This is a genomic window from Bacillus sp. FSL P4-0334, assembly GCF_038004825.1.
Lineage (GTDB): Bacteria > Bacillota > Bacilli > Bacillales > Bacillaceae > Bacillus > Bacillus velezensis.
The window spans coordinates 3517116-3531685 of sequence record NZ_JBBORX010000001.1; the positions used below are offsets into that span (position 1 = coordinate 3517116).

Genomic DNA, 14570 nt, shown 5'->3' on the forward strand with positions numbered 1-14570 from the left:
AACCCGCCTGAAAAAGGCGGGTTTTCCGTCATTATCCTTCTACACGGATTTCTTTCATTTTGTCTCCGTTAGACATGTTTTTCGCATGCTCTAAACCGCTTGTCACTTTTCCGAATACAGTATGAACGCCGTTTAAATGCGGCTGCGGCTCATGTACGATGAAGAATTGGCTTGAACCCGTGTCTTTACCGGCATGCGCCATTGATAAAGAACCGGCTTCGTGCTTATGCGGATTGCCTTCTGTTTCACATTTGATCGTTTTTCCGCTTCCGCCCATGCCTGTCCCAGTCGGATCTCCGCCTTGGCTGACAAAGCCCGGAATCACGCGGTGGAAAATAACGCCGTCATAAAAGCCCGTATTCGCCAGGTTTTCAAAGTTAGCGACTGTATTAGGCGCTTCATTCGGATAAAGTTCAAATTCGATTCTGCTGCCGTTTTCCATTTCGATGTAACCAGTTTTCATTCTCATTCCTACTTCCGTATTGTTTTTTGTCAAAGCCTTCTTCAATATGAATTTCAATTGTAAGCCGGCTTTCTTTTTGATATTCTTTTGAAGGAAGAGGCCTCTGCTCTTCTTTTCGCGGCTATTATACCACACCTTCAGCCGGAAAACGAATCTCCCCGCTTCCGCAGAAAGAAAATGAAACCAGAACAGCTTCACAGCCGTCTATGTATCGGAACTGCTTCACGCAGGCCCTCACAAACCGCTTCAAAACGGCATTTGTGAAAAGAAGGAGGTTAACCGCTTTGAAAAAAATGTGGATTGGATTGCTGGCGGCGGCCGTTGTATTGTGCACAATACCGAAAATCAGCCTGGCCGATGCCGCAGTCGGAGATGTCATCGTCACACTGGGGGCGGATCTGTCAAACGAAAACCGTCAGAAAGTGCTTGACGAATTAAATGTCCCTGATAACGCGACAAAAGTGACGGTCACGAATAAAGAAGAACATGAATATCTGGGAAAATATATATCGAATGCCCAAATCGGCACAAGAGCCATCTCTTCATCATCCATCACGGTGGCAAAGAAAGGGTCCGGGCTTGACGTTAAGACCCATAATATCGATTCCATCACGGATGAAATGTACTTAAACGCCCTGATGACAGCAGGAGTGAAAGATGCGAAAGTATACGTGACGGCGCCGTTTGAGGTATCAGGCACCGCAGCATTAACGGGAATCATCAAGGCATATGAAGTCTCATCAGACAAAGCGATTTCAGAAGATGTAAAACAGGTCGCCAACCAAGAGCTTGTCACCACTTCAAATCTCGGGGATAAAATCGGGGATAAAAACGCCTCAGCGCTCATCGCAAACATTAAAGATGATTTCGCGAAAAACGGTGTGCCCGATACAAAAGAAGGAATCGAGAAAAAGGTCGATGATGCGGCTTCAAACCTTAACATTACACTGACTGACGCTCAAAAAGACCAGCTCGTTTCATTGTTTAATAAAATGAAAAACGCCAAGATTGATTGGGGCCAAGTCGGCAGCCAGCTTGACAAGGCAAAAGACAAAATCACGAAGTTCATTCAATCCGATGAAGGCAAAAGCTTTGTTCAAAAAGTCATTGATTTCTTCGCTTCGATTTGGAATGCGATCGTGTCTGTATTTACAGGAGACAGCGGATCAAGTTCTAACAACAGCTGAATGCAAAAAGAGACCGGACGCCATTGTTCCGGTCTCTTTTTTATTTATTGTTTGACCCCCGTCTTAAACGGCAGATCCAGTTTTACAATGTCTTCATAAGTTTCCCTTCTAATGACAAGGTGCGCTTCGCCGTCTTCCACAAAAACGACGGCGGGACGCGGAATGCGGTTGTAGTTGTTAGCCATGCTGTATCCGTATGCTCCCGTGCAGAAAACGGCGAGAAGATCGCCTTCTTTCACTTCCGGAAGGTCTATATCCCAAATGAGCATATCACCGCTTTCACAGCACTTACCCGCGATGGATACCGTTTTATCGTGGTGTTCTCCGATTCTGTTTGCCGATACGGCTTCATATTTCGCCTGATACAGCGCAGGACGGATATTATCGCTCATGCCCCCGTCAACCGCTGCATATTTACGGGTGCCGGGCACTTCTTTTTGCGAACCGATGGTATAAAGCGTCGTTCCGGCGTCTCCGACGAGCGAGCGTCCCGGTTCAATCCAGATCTCCGGAATGTCAAAAGCGTGCAGCGCTGCGTTTTCTTTTACCGCTTCGATAATTTTTTCCACATAAACGGCGGGATGAAGGGGTTCATCCTCCTCCGTGTAGCGGATGCCAAAGCCGCCCCCTAAATTCAGCACTTCAGAGACAAAGCCGAATGATTCTCTCCATTCATTCAGTTTTGTGAAGATTTTTTCTGCGGCCAGCACAAAGCCCGCCGTATCAAAAATTTGCGATCCGATGTGGCAGTGAACGCCGAGAAGGCGGATATGGTCTGACTGTAATACTTGTTCAATCGCCTTTTCTATTTGCCCGTTATGCAGATCAAAACCGAATTTGGAATCTTCCTGTCCCGTTGTAATATAATCATGCGTATGCGCCTCTACCCCCGGAGTGATCCGCAGAAGCACATCCATTGTGCGCCCTGATTTGCGGCACAGTTCCGCAAGTAAGGATATTTCATAAAAATTATCAACGACGATGCAGCCGATTTGATGATCGAGCGCCATTTTCAACTCTTCTTCGCTTTTGTTATTTCCGTGAAAATGAATCCTGTCAGCCGGAAAACCAGCCGCAACCGCCGTAAACAGCTCTCCGCCGGATACAACGTCCAGTGAGAGCCCCTCCTGCTCAGCGAGCTGTATCATCGCAACAGAAGAAAACGCCTTGCTCGCGTACGCGACCTGCGCCTTTAAATCCGCGTCAATGAATGCCTGTTTAAAGCTTTTAGCGCGCTCACGTATTAAAGCCACATCGTAAACATAAAGAGGCGTGCCGTAATGCTCCGCTAAATACAGCGCGTCCACACCTCCGATTTCCAAATGACCTAGTTTGTTTTGTCTGCTTGTGCCATGTAAGAACAATGCTCATTCCCTCTTTCTGATCCGCATATGGGTGAAAAGGACAGCTTCTTTTGAGCTGTCCTTATACAAGTCCCGTATAAGTTAAGACATACAATATCATAATCTTCTGTCGGTTTCAATGCGATTATGAACCGCTTGGCTGTCTTTGACGGTCTTTCGGGTGAACAATGCTCGGTCTGACTTTGGCTCCCGGCACTGTCGTCCGGACGAGCACCTGCCACAGCGCCTTGCCGTTAAACGGTAAAAACGGCCATAAATACGGCGTGTGAAACGAGCGGATATTCGCCATTATGATCAGCAGCAATGTAAAACCTATCACAAAGCCTTTCACTTGGAAAATGGCCACGAGCACCATTAAGATGAGGCGTATCATTTTATTGGCGAGGCTGAGCTCATAGCTCGGCGTGGTAAATGATCCGATGGCGGCGATCGATACGTACAGAATCACTTCTGCTGAAAACAGCCCCACCGCTATGGCGATTTGACCGATCAGCACCGCCGCAATCAGACCCATGGCGGTGGATAAAGCGGTCGGCGTATGGATCGCGGCCATCCTGAGAAACTCAATCCCCAAATCGGCCAAAAAGATTTGCAGAATGATCGGGATGTGCGTATTTTTATTTAAACCGATAAAATCCAATCTTTCAGGCAGAAGAGACGGTTCGAGAACAAAGAGGAACCAAATCGGAAGCAGAACGGTTGAAGCAATAATACCGAAAAACCTGATCCATCTTAAAAATGTGCCCACTGAAGGCGCCTGCCTGTATTCTTCCGCATGCTGAACATGGTGAAATATCGTTGTCGGCGTTATGATCACGCTCGGTGACGTATCGACGACGATGATGACGTGCCCTTCTAAAATGTGATTGGCTGCTACATCCGGCCGCTCTGTGTATCTGACCATCGGAAACGGATTGTAACCCTGTTTGACGATGAATTCTTCCACCGTTTTATCAGCCATCGTCAATCCGTCAATGTCAATCGCATTCACTTCGTTTTCGACGATGCTGACAAGGTCCGGGTCCGCGATGTCTTCTATATACACAATCGCAAGATCGGTCTTAGAGCGCTCGCCGACTTTCGTAATTTTGACGCGGAGCCTTTCGTCCCTGATTCGTCTTCTGATCAATGCTGTATTAATGACGATATTTTCAATAAAACCGTCTCTTGCCCCGCGGACGACCTTTTCCGTATCCGGTTCTTCAGGTGTGCGTCCGGGATAACTTCTGACGTCAACGATAAAGGCGAAGCCCGCGTCTTCAACGATAACCGCCACAAGTCCGGAAAGCACTTGATCCGTTGCTTCGTCGAGCGTTTTGACTTTTTGAACCTGCTGATTGACAAGCCTGTTTTCAACAACGTCAATCGCTTCATCCGCATTCTCGTCATAATTATTGACGTCGACGAGCTGTTCCATTAAATGAATGATAAACAAAGTATCGGTTAATCCGTTGACAAAGTAAATCTGGACTTCCCGGTCTAATACTCGAACTTTGCGGACGCCGACATCATAGCTCGTTCCCATACCGACGCGGTCTTTAAAAAATTGTTCATTTTTTCTAGGATCCCGGTACACCTTGATCATGTTTTCCGGTTTTTCCGGCATGGCTTTCGCTCCTTTCTAAAATGAATTCGACCGCCTTCATCGTGATCGGCGAGCCTTTGGATATGTCATCTTTTCTTCCCATCTTACCTATGTCGCCGATGCCCACAATGAGGGGAACGTCCAATTTATCCAGACAATACACCGTATCTCCATTCATTCTGTGCTCGTCCATTTCTCTCATTCCGGTTTTATCGACGCCAAACTCCGTCACTTCTCCATCACGGTCAATGGAGACATCGACTTTCGTCCATTCAGCCTGATGGGTCTTAGAAGCGACCGCAATCACCCCCAGCACTTCAATGTCCTGATGTGAGGCGACATATTTCAGCGCCGTTTCGCCCGGCCCTTCCCCTTGCAGGCCTGAATCGTCAAACATGACAAACACCGGGTCATTCGGCGCGGCTTTAATCAGCTGAACAAGTTCGGGGCCGCTTCTTGTTGACGGATTGCCCTTTGATTGGGAAATACACCGTCCGCCTGCTTTTTCCGCGGCGTATTCAATTGTTTTTGCGGCGTATACGTCCCCGTCTGTCACAAGAATGACCTTCCGTTTCGTCATCAGGCATTATCCTTTCGGTTTAAAAATAACGGCTACAAGAAATGCGAATAAAATCGCTGAAGATATACCGGCGGAAGTAAGTTCAAAAATCCCCATGGCGATCCCGATAAATCCATGCTCGTGAGCTTGATGCATGGCGCCGTGCAATAAGCTGTGACCGAAGCTGACGATGGGAACCGTCGCGCCCGCGCCTGCGAATTCGATAAATTTGTCATAAATTCCGAACCCATCTAACAAGGCGCCGATAACGACAAAAGTTGTCATCACATGGGCGGGTGTCAGTTTAAAAATGTCAAGCAGCAGCTGACCGATAATGCAAATGATTCCCCCGCAAACAAAAGCCAACAGATATTCCATTTATGATGCACCTCCCGCCCGCTCAAATACCACACCGTGCGCGATGGTCGGAATGGTTTCCTTCTGCTGGATCATTGTCGGACTCAAAAGCGCTCCTGTCGCGACAACGAGTACCCTGTTTAGAGTCCCCGCTTTTAATTGATTAAAAATATGTGTGTACGTAACAAGCGCAGAGCAGGCGCAGCCGCTTCCGCCCGCAAACACCTGCTGGTCCGGCGTATAGATGAGAAGACCGCAGTCATCGTGTTTCGTTCCCACGGGATAGCCTTCTTCTTTGAGCAAATCTTTCACGATCGGCGAGCCGACGCCTGAAAGGTCTCCCGTTAAAATCAGATCATAATCATCCGCCGTGCGGTTTAAGTCCTGCAGGTGCTGTTTGATTGTGTCGGCGGCAGCGGGCGCCATGGCGGACCCCATATCGAACGGATCTGTTATTCCGAGGTCGCTTACTTTTCCCACTGTTGCGCTTGTAATCTTGATATCAGAAGGGTTTTGGCTGATGATGACCGCCCCGCCCCCCGTGACCGTTGAAGTGGCGGTATCCGGTTTTTGCCCGCCATACTCCGTCGGATTGCGGAATTGCCGTTCTGCCGTCGCGTTATGGCTGCTCGTGGCTGCGATCGCCCGGTTCGCAAAACCGCCGTCAATGAGCGCGGATGCGACGGCAATCGTTTCCATTGATGTCGAACAGGCGCCGAACAGACAGAGGAACGGAATTTTCAGATGTCTGGCGACGTAGTTGGCGGTCACATTTTGATTTAAAAGGTCCCCCGCGAGTAACAAATCAATATCGCTCTTTTTCAAATTCTGTTTTTGCAAAGCGGAGTTGATGGCATCTTCCATTAACTGACGTTCCGCCATTTCCCAGTTTTTCTGATTGCAGTGCATTTCATCGTATGTCTTATCAAACAGCGAACCGAGCGGGCCGTCTTTTTCTTTCGGTCCGGCTGCCGTCCCCGCCGCATTTACAAATAACGGGTTTTCAAACACCCAGGTTTGCTTTCCGGTCAATTTCATTTTTTCTCCTCCTACGAAAACAGTTTTTCACAAGCAAACCGTATCAAGCCTACGATATAGGCTGCCACGACGCCGAATACAATGACGTTGCCCGCCAATTTAAACATGTTTGTCGCTACCCCGAGCACGAGTCCTTCACTTCTGTGTTCGAGAGCGGCGCTTGTCATACTGTTTGCAAAACCCGTCACCGGCACGGCTGAACCCGCTCCGGCAAACTGCCCGAGTCTGTCATAAATGCCGAATCCGGTCAAAAGGGCGGAAATTAAAATAAGAGTGGCGGCCGTCGGGTTGCCCGCTGTTTTTTCATTAAAATTAAAAAAGTGGATGTAAAAGTCTTGAAGAGCCTGCCCGATCAGACAGATCAAACCGCCGATCAGAAAGGCTTTGACGCAATTCCAAACATATGGCGGTTTCGGCTGATAGTCTTTCACTTTTGTTTTGTAATTTTCTTTTAAGTTTGTCATGTCGGTTCCTCCTTATGAATGATGGATAAAATACAGCCAATGAAATAAAGAGCCGGCTATTTTGCCGAACACAATAGCCATCAGCAATATGATGATTTTGCTGCCGAAGCCGATCCGTTTGGCAAGAATGGGAAGCACATTCAGCACTTCTGTAAGCGCGGCGGCCAGCATGCCGACAAACATGCCGGCCAAAAGCCCGACCGGAACGGCCAGCCATTCAGATAAAAAAAAATGATTCATATTTAAGGTTTCCCAGCCGCCGAACACAGCTCCTGAAATAACAGCTCCTTCGTAGGCCTGTACAAAGCGCATTGTTTTTGTCAGCTGCATAAGGCGGGGGACGATTCCCATAACGGTTAAAAAAGCCACAAAGCCCGCTCCCACGGTCAGCCCTCCGCCAAGCCCGACAAACATAACGAAAAGAATGCTAACGATCATGCAGATCTTTCATCGTCTCTTCATTTTCGTGCATTGCGACATAATGATCGAGATCAAGCTGATAATTAAACATCTCGACTTCCAGCGGGCTTGGCTCTTCATTCAGGCGTTTTTTGAAGATGTGATTAAAAAAGACGATCATACCGAGACCGAGGCCGATGCTGTATGGAATCTGAAGCAGATACGGGTATTCATTCCGTTCGCCCGTTATGATTTCATATAAAGCGATATGAACTTCTCTCATACTGACATCTTCATGAAAATTCATAATGGCAAGACATGAACCGATAAAAAGCAGGAGCCAGACACCGACGAACAAAACGGCTGACAGCTGCTTTTTCTGGTAATGGATTTCCACTATCGTTTCAGCGCCGCCGACGGTCTGTACATCAAGAGCGGGAAAAGCGGTATGAATGGTTTTCAGCACTTTTATGATGTCCAGCACGACGATATTTTTGTCTTTTTTCGTGACCTTATACAGCGGCAGTGCCGACAGTTTTTTTTTCAGCTTTTGCTGTCCCGCGATCTGCGCGGCGTCGCCGATTGTGATGATATCTCCGGTATGAGCCTTCACGCGGTGGCGAAGTCTGAGAAATATTCGTCTTTCCATCTTGCATCACCATCTTTCGGGTGGTTATATATGTAGTATGCGGTTCACTTTTGTTCTCATTCATCAGCGGCAAAAGACCATAAATTACCACCGATGCACAAATAAAAAAAGCCGGCCCGTAAAAGGTCAGCTTTCCGTATGATCCATCTGCACTTTAATCTGCTTTAATATTTTTTTCTCCAGCCTCGATACCTGGACTTGGGAAATCCCGAGCCGTTCGGCTACTTCCGACTGTGTCTGATCTTTATAATATCTCAGATAGACAATGAGTTTTTCCCGTTCTTCCAAATCACTGATTGCTTCCTTGAGGGCGATTTTGTCAAACCACTTCTCTTCTGAATGATCGGCGATCTGATCAAGCAGGGTGATCGGGTCTCCGTCATTTTCATACACGGTCTCATGAATGGATGAAGGCGCCCGCACCGCTTCCTGCGCAAGCACCACATCCTCCGCGTCAATTTCTAAATGGTCCGCGATTTCCTGGACGGTCGGCACTCTTCCGTATGTTTTTGACAGTTCATCTTTCGCCCGGCGTATTTTATTGCCGAGCTCTTTTAAAGATCTTGAAACTTTGACGGTTCCGTCATCGCGGATGAAGCGCTGGATTTCTCCGATAATCATCGGCACGGCATAAGTTGAAAAACGGACATCATAGGACAAATCGAATTTATCAACGGATTTTAACAATCCGATACAGCCGATCTGAAACAGATCGTCCGGCTCATAGCCTCTGTTTAAGAACCTTTGAACGACGGACCACACAAGACGCATGTTTTTTTCTATGAGGAGGTCTCTTGCCTGCTGGTCGCCCTCTTGGCTCTTTTTGATTAATTCTTTGACTTCATGGTCCTTGAGCTGCGCGTTTTTGGTGTTTTTCTTAACCTCCACATCCATAACAAATCTCCTTAATTACAAAGCGCTTTGCTTTTTGATAGGTGTTTTGTTAAGCGTATCGTCGTTCCCATCTCCGGCGAGGAATCAATCGTGACATCATCCATGAAGTTTTCCATAATGGTAAAGCCCATTCCGGAGCGCTCAAGCTCGGGTTTTGTCGTAAAGAGCGGCTGGCGCGCTTCCTCAAGATCCGTGATCCCGAGGCCTTCGTCACGTATGGTCAGATAGACGACATGATCCTCCAGCGTAACGGAGATGTACACCTTTCCGTCGCAGTTTTCTTCATAGCCGTGGATGATCGCGTTTGTTACCGCTTCTGATACGACGGTCTTGATTTCCGTCAGCTCATCCATCGTCGGGTCGAGCTGTGCGATAAAAGAAGCAACTGTTACGCGCGCAAACGATTCGTTCTGACTGAGGGCTGAAAATTCAAGATGCATCTCGTTTTTCATGATGCCACCCCCAACGTTAAAAGCGCTTTTTGTTCTGATTGTTCGAACCTGATGATTTTAAACAGGCCGGACATGTCAAACAGACGCCTCACCGCGGGTGAAATCGCGCACACGACCATTTCTCCGCCGAGCTGTTTAATTTGTTTATAACGCCCTAAAATCACGCCGAGGCCGGAGCTGTCCATGAAGGTAAGATCTTCAAGGTTCAGCACGATGTGACGGATGCCGTCAGCCTCCAGCGATTCAGTAACCTTTTGTTTTAATGATTCTGCCGTATGATGGTCGAGTTCACCTGTTAATCGAATACAAAGCACGGATTCTTTGACATGAAAGTCAATTCCAAGGCTCATGCTCATTCCTCCTTGATATGATCGGATAATGAGTGTTTCGATTTTCGGGAAAGCAATTCCTTCACTATGACAAAACTAGTGCCCGTTCGCCACGATTATTTAAATTTAGTCCAATCTCCCATCGTCCGCTTCAGAAAAGTGAGAAAACCCGCTTTTTCCATGTCGTCTTTTGCCGTGACCGGGCTTTCAACGAGCACCTTTCCGTCTTTTTTCAGAACGAGGCTGCCGAGCACTTCTCCTTTTTTAACCGGAGCCGTTACATTGCCGTTGATTTTCACTTCTTTTTTTACTTTGTCCATGTTCTCTCCCTTTTTGGCCAGAAGAGAAATCGGCTCAGATGTGGTCAGCTTGATCAGTTTCTGTTTTCCTTTTTTTACTTTTACCGTTCCGACGATTTGATCCCGTTTGTACAGCGGGTGTGTTTTAAACTGGCTGAAGGCGTAATCAAGCATTTTGGTCACTTGGGCATTTCTTTCTTTCGGAGTGCTGGCTCCGAAAACAACAGCAATGACCCTCATATTTCCTTTTTTAGCGGTGGCGGTTAAACAATACTTCGCTTCGCCTGTAAAGCCCGTCTTCACGCCGTCTACACCCGGATAAAATTTGATCAGCCGGTTTGTATTGACGAGCCAGAACTTTTTGTCTGTATTTTCTCTTAAATAATCCTCATACGTTCCCGTAAATTGAGTGATTTTATCATACTTTAATAATTCCTTCGCCATTTTCGCCATGTCATAAGCAGAGCTGTAATGGTCTTTTTCAGGCAGTCCCGTCGGGTTTTTGAAGGAGGTATCTTTCAATCCCAATTCTTTTGCTTTTTTGTTCATCCGGCTGACGAAATCCTCTTCTGAACCGGCAATATACTCCGCCATTGCGACAGATGCGTCATTTCCGGAAGCTATCGCAATTCCTTTGAGCATTTCTTTTACCGTCATTTCTTCTCCGGGTTCAAGGAAAATCTGTGATCCGCCCATGGACGCGGCATGTTCACTCGTCCTGACTTTATCGCTCATCTTTATTTTCCCTTTGTCAAGCGCTTCCATGATTAAAAGCATGGTCATGATTTTTGTCATGCTTGCCGGCGCCAGACGCTCCCGGCTGTTCTTGTTATAAAGAATGCTTCCCGTATCGCGTTCAATCAGCACGGCGCTTTTGGCTTCATGAGCGAGCTCCGATGTATGTTTTCCGTCCGGCTTTGCAAAAGCGGACGGTGCTGATGCCGTTAATAAAATGCCAATCAACAAAGTGGATATAAGACGTTTCATCTCCAAAGCCCTCCATTTCATAATCCTTTTTATTTTTTCCAAATCCGGTGGTTTTATACGCCTCATCTGGAAAATGTTTCGTGTTGAGGGCACAAAAAAACAGCTGCTTCCGAAGAAACAGCTGACTTATGCTGACTTATTTTTGAGATCGTGCGACTACGGCTTTTACAAGCTTCAAAAAGCCGCCTTTTACTTTTTCCGTCATTTCCATTACTTCTTCATGGGATAACGGCTGGTCAAGAATACCTGCCGCCGCGTTGGAAATGCATGAGATGCCGAGCACGCGCATCCCCGCGTGGTTGGCGACGATGACTTCCGGCACGGTCGACATGCCGACAGCGTCAGAACCCATCGTTCTTAAAAACCGAACCTCAGCAGGCGTTTCGTAAGACGGCCCCGTAACAGCTGTATACACCCCTTTTTGAACAGGGATGCCAAGCTCATCGGCCGTTTTTTCAGCCAAGCCTGACAGCTCTTTGTCATAGGCTTCTGACATGTCCGGGAATCTCGGTCCGAATTCAGCTTCGTTCGGCCCGATTAACGGGTTGGTGCCCGTAAAGTTGATGTGGTCTGTAATAATCATCAGATCGCCGGCGCGGAATTCAGTGTTGATACCGCCGGCTGCGTTCGTCACGACAAGAGATTCAACGCCGAGCGCCTTCATCACGCGGACGGGAAATGTGACCTGATCCATTGAGTAGCCTTCATAGTAATGAAAGCGGCCCTGCATCGCGATGACCTGCACGCCTTCAAGCGTTCCCATCACAAGCTGGCCGGCATGGCCTTCTACCGTTGAGACCGGAAAATCAGGGATCGTTTCATATGTAAGCTTGACAGCTCCTTCAATTTCATCGGCCAATACGCCGAGCCCTGACCCTAAAATCAGACCGATCTTTGGTGTTTCTTTCACGTGTTCTTTAATAAATGCAGCAGCACGTTCGATCTTTTGTTTCAAAAAAAGTCCCCCTACTGTAATCTTGATAAAAAGCTTTTTCCGTATTTCGGCTTTTCCGTTTTGAAATTATCCGCAATGGTTGCGCCGATATCGGCAAATGTATCCGCAAGCGGCAGCTGTTCAGTGTGTTTGTGCTTTTTGCTGTACACAAGAAGCGGCACATACTCCCGCGTGTGATCCGTGCCGTGATGGACAGGATCATTGCCGTGATCCGCAGTGATGATAAGCAGATCGTCTTCTTTCATTTTCTCAAACACTTCCGGAAGCCTTGCGTCGAATTCCTCGAGCGCTTTTCCGTACCCTTCCGGATCGCGGCGGTGTCCGTACAGCGCGTCAAAATCAACGAGATTGGCAAAGCTCAGGCCCGTAAACTCTTCACCGAGCGTTTCAATCACTTTGTCCATGCCGTCCATATTAGATACCGTGCGGCGGGAAGATGTAATGCCTTCTCCGTCATAAATATCAGAAATTTTGCCGATGGAAATGACGTCTAATCCGCTGTCTTTCATTCCGTTCATTACCGTGCGGCCGAACGGTTTGAGCGCATAATCATGACGGTTCGGCGTGCGTTTGAAGCTGCCCGGTTCTCCGACGAACGGTCTTGCGATAATCCGGCCGACCATGTATTTCGGATCAAGCGTCAGTTCTCTGGCCGTTTCACAGATGCTGTACAGTTCGTCAAGCGGAACGACATCTTCGTGAGCCGCAATCTGCAGCACGGAATCTGCTGATGTATAAACGATCAGCGCACCCGTTTCCATATGTTCTTTTCCGAGCTCATCCAGAATCGCCGTGCCTGAAGCCGGCTTATTTCCGATGATTTTCCGTCCTGAACGCCGCTCAAGTTCCTGAAGAAGTTCATCCGGAAATCCTTCCGGGAACACTTTAAACGGTTTTTCAATGTAGAGGCCCATAATCTCCCAGTGCCCCGTCATCGTATCTTTCCCGTTTGACGCCTCCTGCATTTTTCCGTAGTACGCAAGAGGGTGCTCCGTTTTTTCCACGCCCTTAATGTCTCCGATCAGTCCGAGACCGAGCTGCGCCATATGGGGCATATGTAAGCCGTTCATGTGCTCTGCGATGTGTCCGAGCGTATTTGCGCCTATATCATTAAAATCGGCGGCGTCCGGCGCTTCACCGATTCCGACAGAATCCATTACGATCAAAAATACCCGGTTATATTTGTATTCAGACATCATAAAAGCCTCCTTTTCTTCCATCTGTCCATTGTAGCTTACAGAGGTCAGACAACTCAAGTATAAACCGTTTACATTCTTGCTGACAATGCCGATTCAAATAATTAGAACCTTCTCTGTATTCCGCCAATCCGGCAAAAAAGCCGCGGCCCCTCTGGCAGCGGCTCCTAAGCGCGCGGATGATACTGTTTGTACACGTCCTTCAGCCTTGTTTTCGTCACATGCGTATAAATTTGCGTGGTGGAAATATCGGCATGTCCGAGCATCTCCTGCACGGCGCGCAGATCCGCGCCGTTTTCGAGCAGGTGCGTTGCAAAAGAGTGCCGGAGCGTGTGCGGTGTCAGCTCTTTTTTAATCCCCGCTTCAAGTGCGATTTTTTTCAGGTTTTTCCAGAATCCCTGACGGCTGATCTGCCTGCCGTGATGATTCAGAAAAAGCGCTTCGGTTACGTTTTTCTTTAATAATTTCCCTCTGGCTTTTTCAATGTATGCTTCTATCGCATGAGAAGCGGCTTCACCAATCGGCACAATCCGCTCTTTCCGCCCTTTTCCGAAGCAGCGGACAAATCCCATCGTCAAATGGACGTCGGATAATTTCAGCTCGATCATCTCGCTGACCCTGATGCCGGTTGCGTACAGCAGTTCAAGCATGGCTTTATCCCTGAGACCGAACGGGCTGTCAAGCTTAGGCGTGTCCAATAACCGCTCAACTTCGTGAAGCGCCAATACTTTTGGAAGCGTCCGCTCTGTTTTTTGTGTTTCAATATGTACCGAAGGATCTTTATCCGCGGCTTTTTCCCTTAACAGAAATTGATGAAAAGACCGGATTGACGCCAAATGCCTCGCAGACGTCTTGCCGGATTTCCCGGAGTCCTTTATATGCTTTAAATATTGAATAATATGAAGACGGGTCACATCATTCCATGAAGTGATCTGAAGGCTTTCAGTTAAGAAGAGAGAATAACTTTTCAGATCACGCTCATAGGACATCATCGTATTTTGGGACAGCCCTCTTTCAACCCTCACATAATGGATGAAATCCTTAATTTGATCCTTCACTCTTGATCTACTCCCCGTTTTGGTAAAAAAAGATCAATCGGCCGAACCAGCCGTCTTTATCCTCTTGTTCCGTTTTGGCCACTTTGACGGCGGAGCCTTCCGGTTTATCGTACCGATGATAGTTTTCATACTCTGAATTCACCCATATCATAGCATAATAGAACAGCGCGGTAAAACCTGTGAACAGAATAAACACTTTGATCGTATCCGCGGCTGTTTTTAGGAATCTGCCCATCTTTCGATCGACCCTTTCTTTTGGCGGCTGTTAGTACACCTTATGCCAATTTCAAAGGCTTTTATACATAAAAACAGCAAAAAACCCTTTCCTGGCAGAA

At 47.6% G+C, this 14570-nt stretch carries 18 protein-coding genes; 1 reads left to right on the forward strand and 17 read right to left on the reverse strand.

Annotated elements, in window-relative coordinates; translation table 11 throughout:
* Window positions 1–31 precede the first annotated feature (31 nt).
* A complete protein-coding gene (locus NSQ37_RS17820; protein ID WP_003153363.1) occupies window positions 32–463 on the reverse strand; it encodes a peptidylprolyl isomerase in 432 nt (143 codons plus the stop codon).
* A gap of 284 nt (window positions 464–747) precedes the next feature.
* On the opposite strand from NSQ37_RS17820, the gene NSQ37_RS17825 reads away from it, so the two are divergent.
* A complete protein-coding gene (locus tag NSQ37_RS17825; protein WP_007409419.1) occupies window positions 748–1650 on the forward strand; it encodes a DUF1002 domain-containing protein in 903 nt (300 codons plus the stop codon).
* Window positions 1651–1694: 44 nt separating this feature from the next.
* Here the strand turns inward: NSQ37_RS17825 and lysA are convergent, their stop codons facing one another.
* The 16 genes from lysA to NSQ37_RS17905 form a co-directional block, all read right to left on the reverse strand.
* A complete protein-coding gene (lysA, locus tag NSQ37_RS17830) occupies window positions 1695–3014 on the reverse strand; it encodes a diaminopimelate decarboxylase (protein ID WP_025649809.1) in 1320 nt (439 codons plus the stop codon).
* Between the two features lie 124 nt (window positions 3015–3138).
* Complete coding sequence (locus NSQ37_RS17835) at window positions 3139–4620, reverse strand: spore germination protein (RefSeq protein WP_007409417.1); 1482 nt, start codon at window positions 4618–4620, stop codon at window positions 3139–3141.
* Window positions 4574–5182 carry a stage V sporulation protein AE gene (locus NSQ37_RS17840; protein ID WP_025284950.1) on the reverse strand — a complete coding sequence of 203 codons (609 nt, stop codon included), beginning with the start codon at window positions 5180–5182 and terminating at the stop codon, window positions 4574–4576. The genes NSQ37_RS17835 and NSQ37_RS17840 overlap by 47 nt, the downstream gene beginning before the upstream one ends.
* A gap of 3 nt (window positions 5183–5185) precedes the next feature.
* Window positions 5186–5536, reverse strand: coding sequence for a stage V sporulation protein AE (gene spoVAE / locus NSQ37_RS17845; RefSeq protein WP_007409415.1), 351 nt, complete (start codon window positions 5534–5536; stop codon window positions 5186–5188).
* A complete protein-coding gene (spoVAD, locus tag NSQ37_RS17850) occupies window positions 5537–6553 on the reverse strand; it encodes a stage V sporulation protein AD (protein ID WP_015240132.1) in 1017 nt (338 codons plus the stop codon).
* Between the two features lie 11 nt (window positions 6554–6564).
* On the reverse strand, window positions 6565–7017 hold the full coding sequence (gene spoVAC, locus NSQ37_RS17855; protein ID WP_003153353.1) for a stage V sporulation protein AC: 453 nt from the start codon (window positions 7015–7017) through the stop codon (window positions 6565–6567).
* 12 nt (window positions 7018–7029) lie between these two features.
* Window positions 7030–7455, reverse strand: a complete 426-nt coding sequence (locus NSQ37_RS17860) for a stage V sporulation protein AB (protein WP_014418289.1) — start codon at window positions 7453–7455, stop codon at window positions 7030–7032.
* Window positions 7445–8065, reverse strand: coding sequence for a stage V sporulation protein AA (locus NSQ37_RS17865; RefSeq protein ID WP_007409412.1), 621 nt, complete (start codon window positions 8063–8065; stop codon window positions 7445–7447). Before NSQ37_RS17865 ends, NSQ37_RS17860 begins: the two co-directional genes overlap by 11 nt.
* Before the next feature lie 126 nt (window positions 8066–8191).
* Complete coding sequence (gene sigF / locus NSQ37_RS17870; protein WP_015240133.1) at window positions 8192–8959, reverse strand: RNA polymerase sporulation sigma factor SigF; 768 nt, start codon at window positions 8957–8959, stop codon at window positions 8192–8194.
* Between the two features lie 11 nt (window positions 8960–8970).
* Window positions 8971–9411, reverse strand: coding sequence for an anti-sigma F factor (gene spoIIAB, locus NSQ37_RS17875; protein WP_003153347.1), 441 nt, complete (start codon window positions 9409–9411; stop codon window positions 8971–8973).
* The gene (gene spoIIAA / locus NSQ37_RS17880) at window positions 9408–9761 is read right to left on the reverse strand and encodes an anti-sigma F factor antagonist (RefSeq protein ID WP_007409411.1); all 354 of its coding nucleotides are present in this window, start codon (window positions 9759–9761) and stop codon (window positions 9408–9410) included. The genes spoIIAB and spoIIAA overlap by 4 nt, the downstream gene beginning before the upstream one ends.
* A gap of 95 nt (window positions 9762–9856) precedes the next feature.
* Window positions 9857–11026, reverse strand: a complete 1170-nt coding sequence (locus NSQ37_RS17885; RefSeq protein ID WP_007409410.1) for a D-alanyl-D-alanine carboxypeptidase family protein — start codon at window positions 11024–11026, stop codon at window positions 9857–9859.
* A 136-nt stretch (window positions 11027–11162) separates the two neighbouring features.
* Entirely contained in the window at window positions 11163–11981 is an 819-nt protein-coding gene (locus tag NSQ37_RS17890) for a purine-nucleoside phosphorylase (protein ID WP_007409407.1), read from the reverse strand.
* Window positions 11982–11992: 11 nt separating this feature from the next.
* Window positions 11993–13177, reverse strand: a complete 1185-nt coding sequence (gene deoB / locus NSQ37_RS17895) for a phosphopentomutase (protein ID WP_015240135.1) — start codon at window positions 13175–13177, stop codon at window positions 11993–11995.
* A gap of 167 nt (window positions 13178–13344) precedes the next feature.
* Entirely contained in the window at window positions 13345–14235 is an 891-nt protein-coding gene (xerD, locus tag NSQ37_RS17900; RefSeq protein WP_007612347.1) for a site-specific tyrosine recombinase XerD, read from the reverse strand.
* Between the two features lie 7 nt (window positions 14236–14242).
* Window positions 14243–14470 carry a YqzK family protein gene (locus tag NSQ37_RS17905; RefSeq protein ID WP_015240136.1) on the reverse strand — a complete coding sequence of 76 codons (228 nt, stop codon included), beginning with the start codon at window positions 14468–14470 and terminating at the stop codon, window positions 14243–14245.
* Between the last annotated feature and the right edge of the window lie 100 nt (window positions 14471–14570).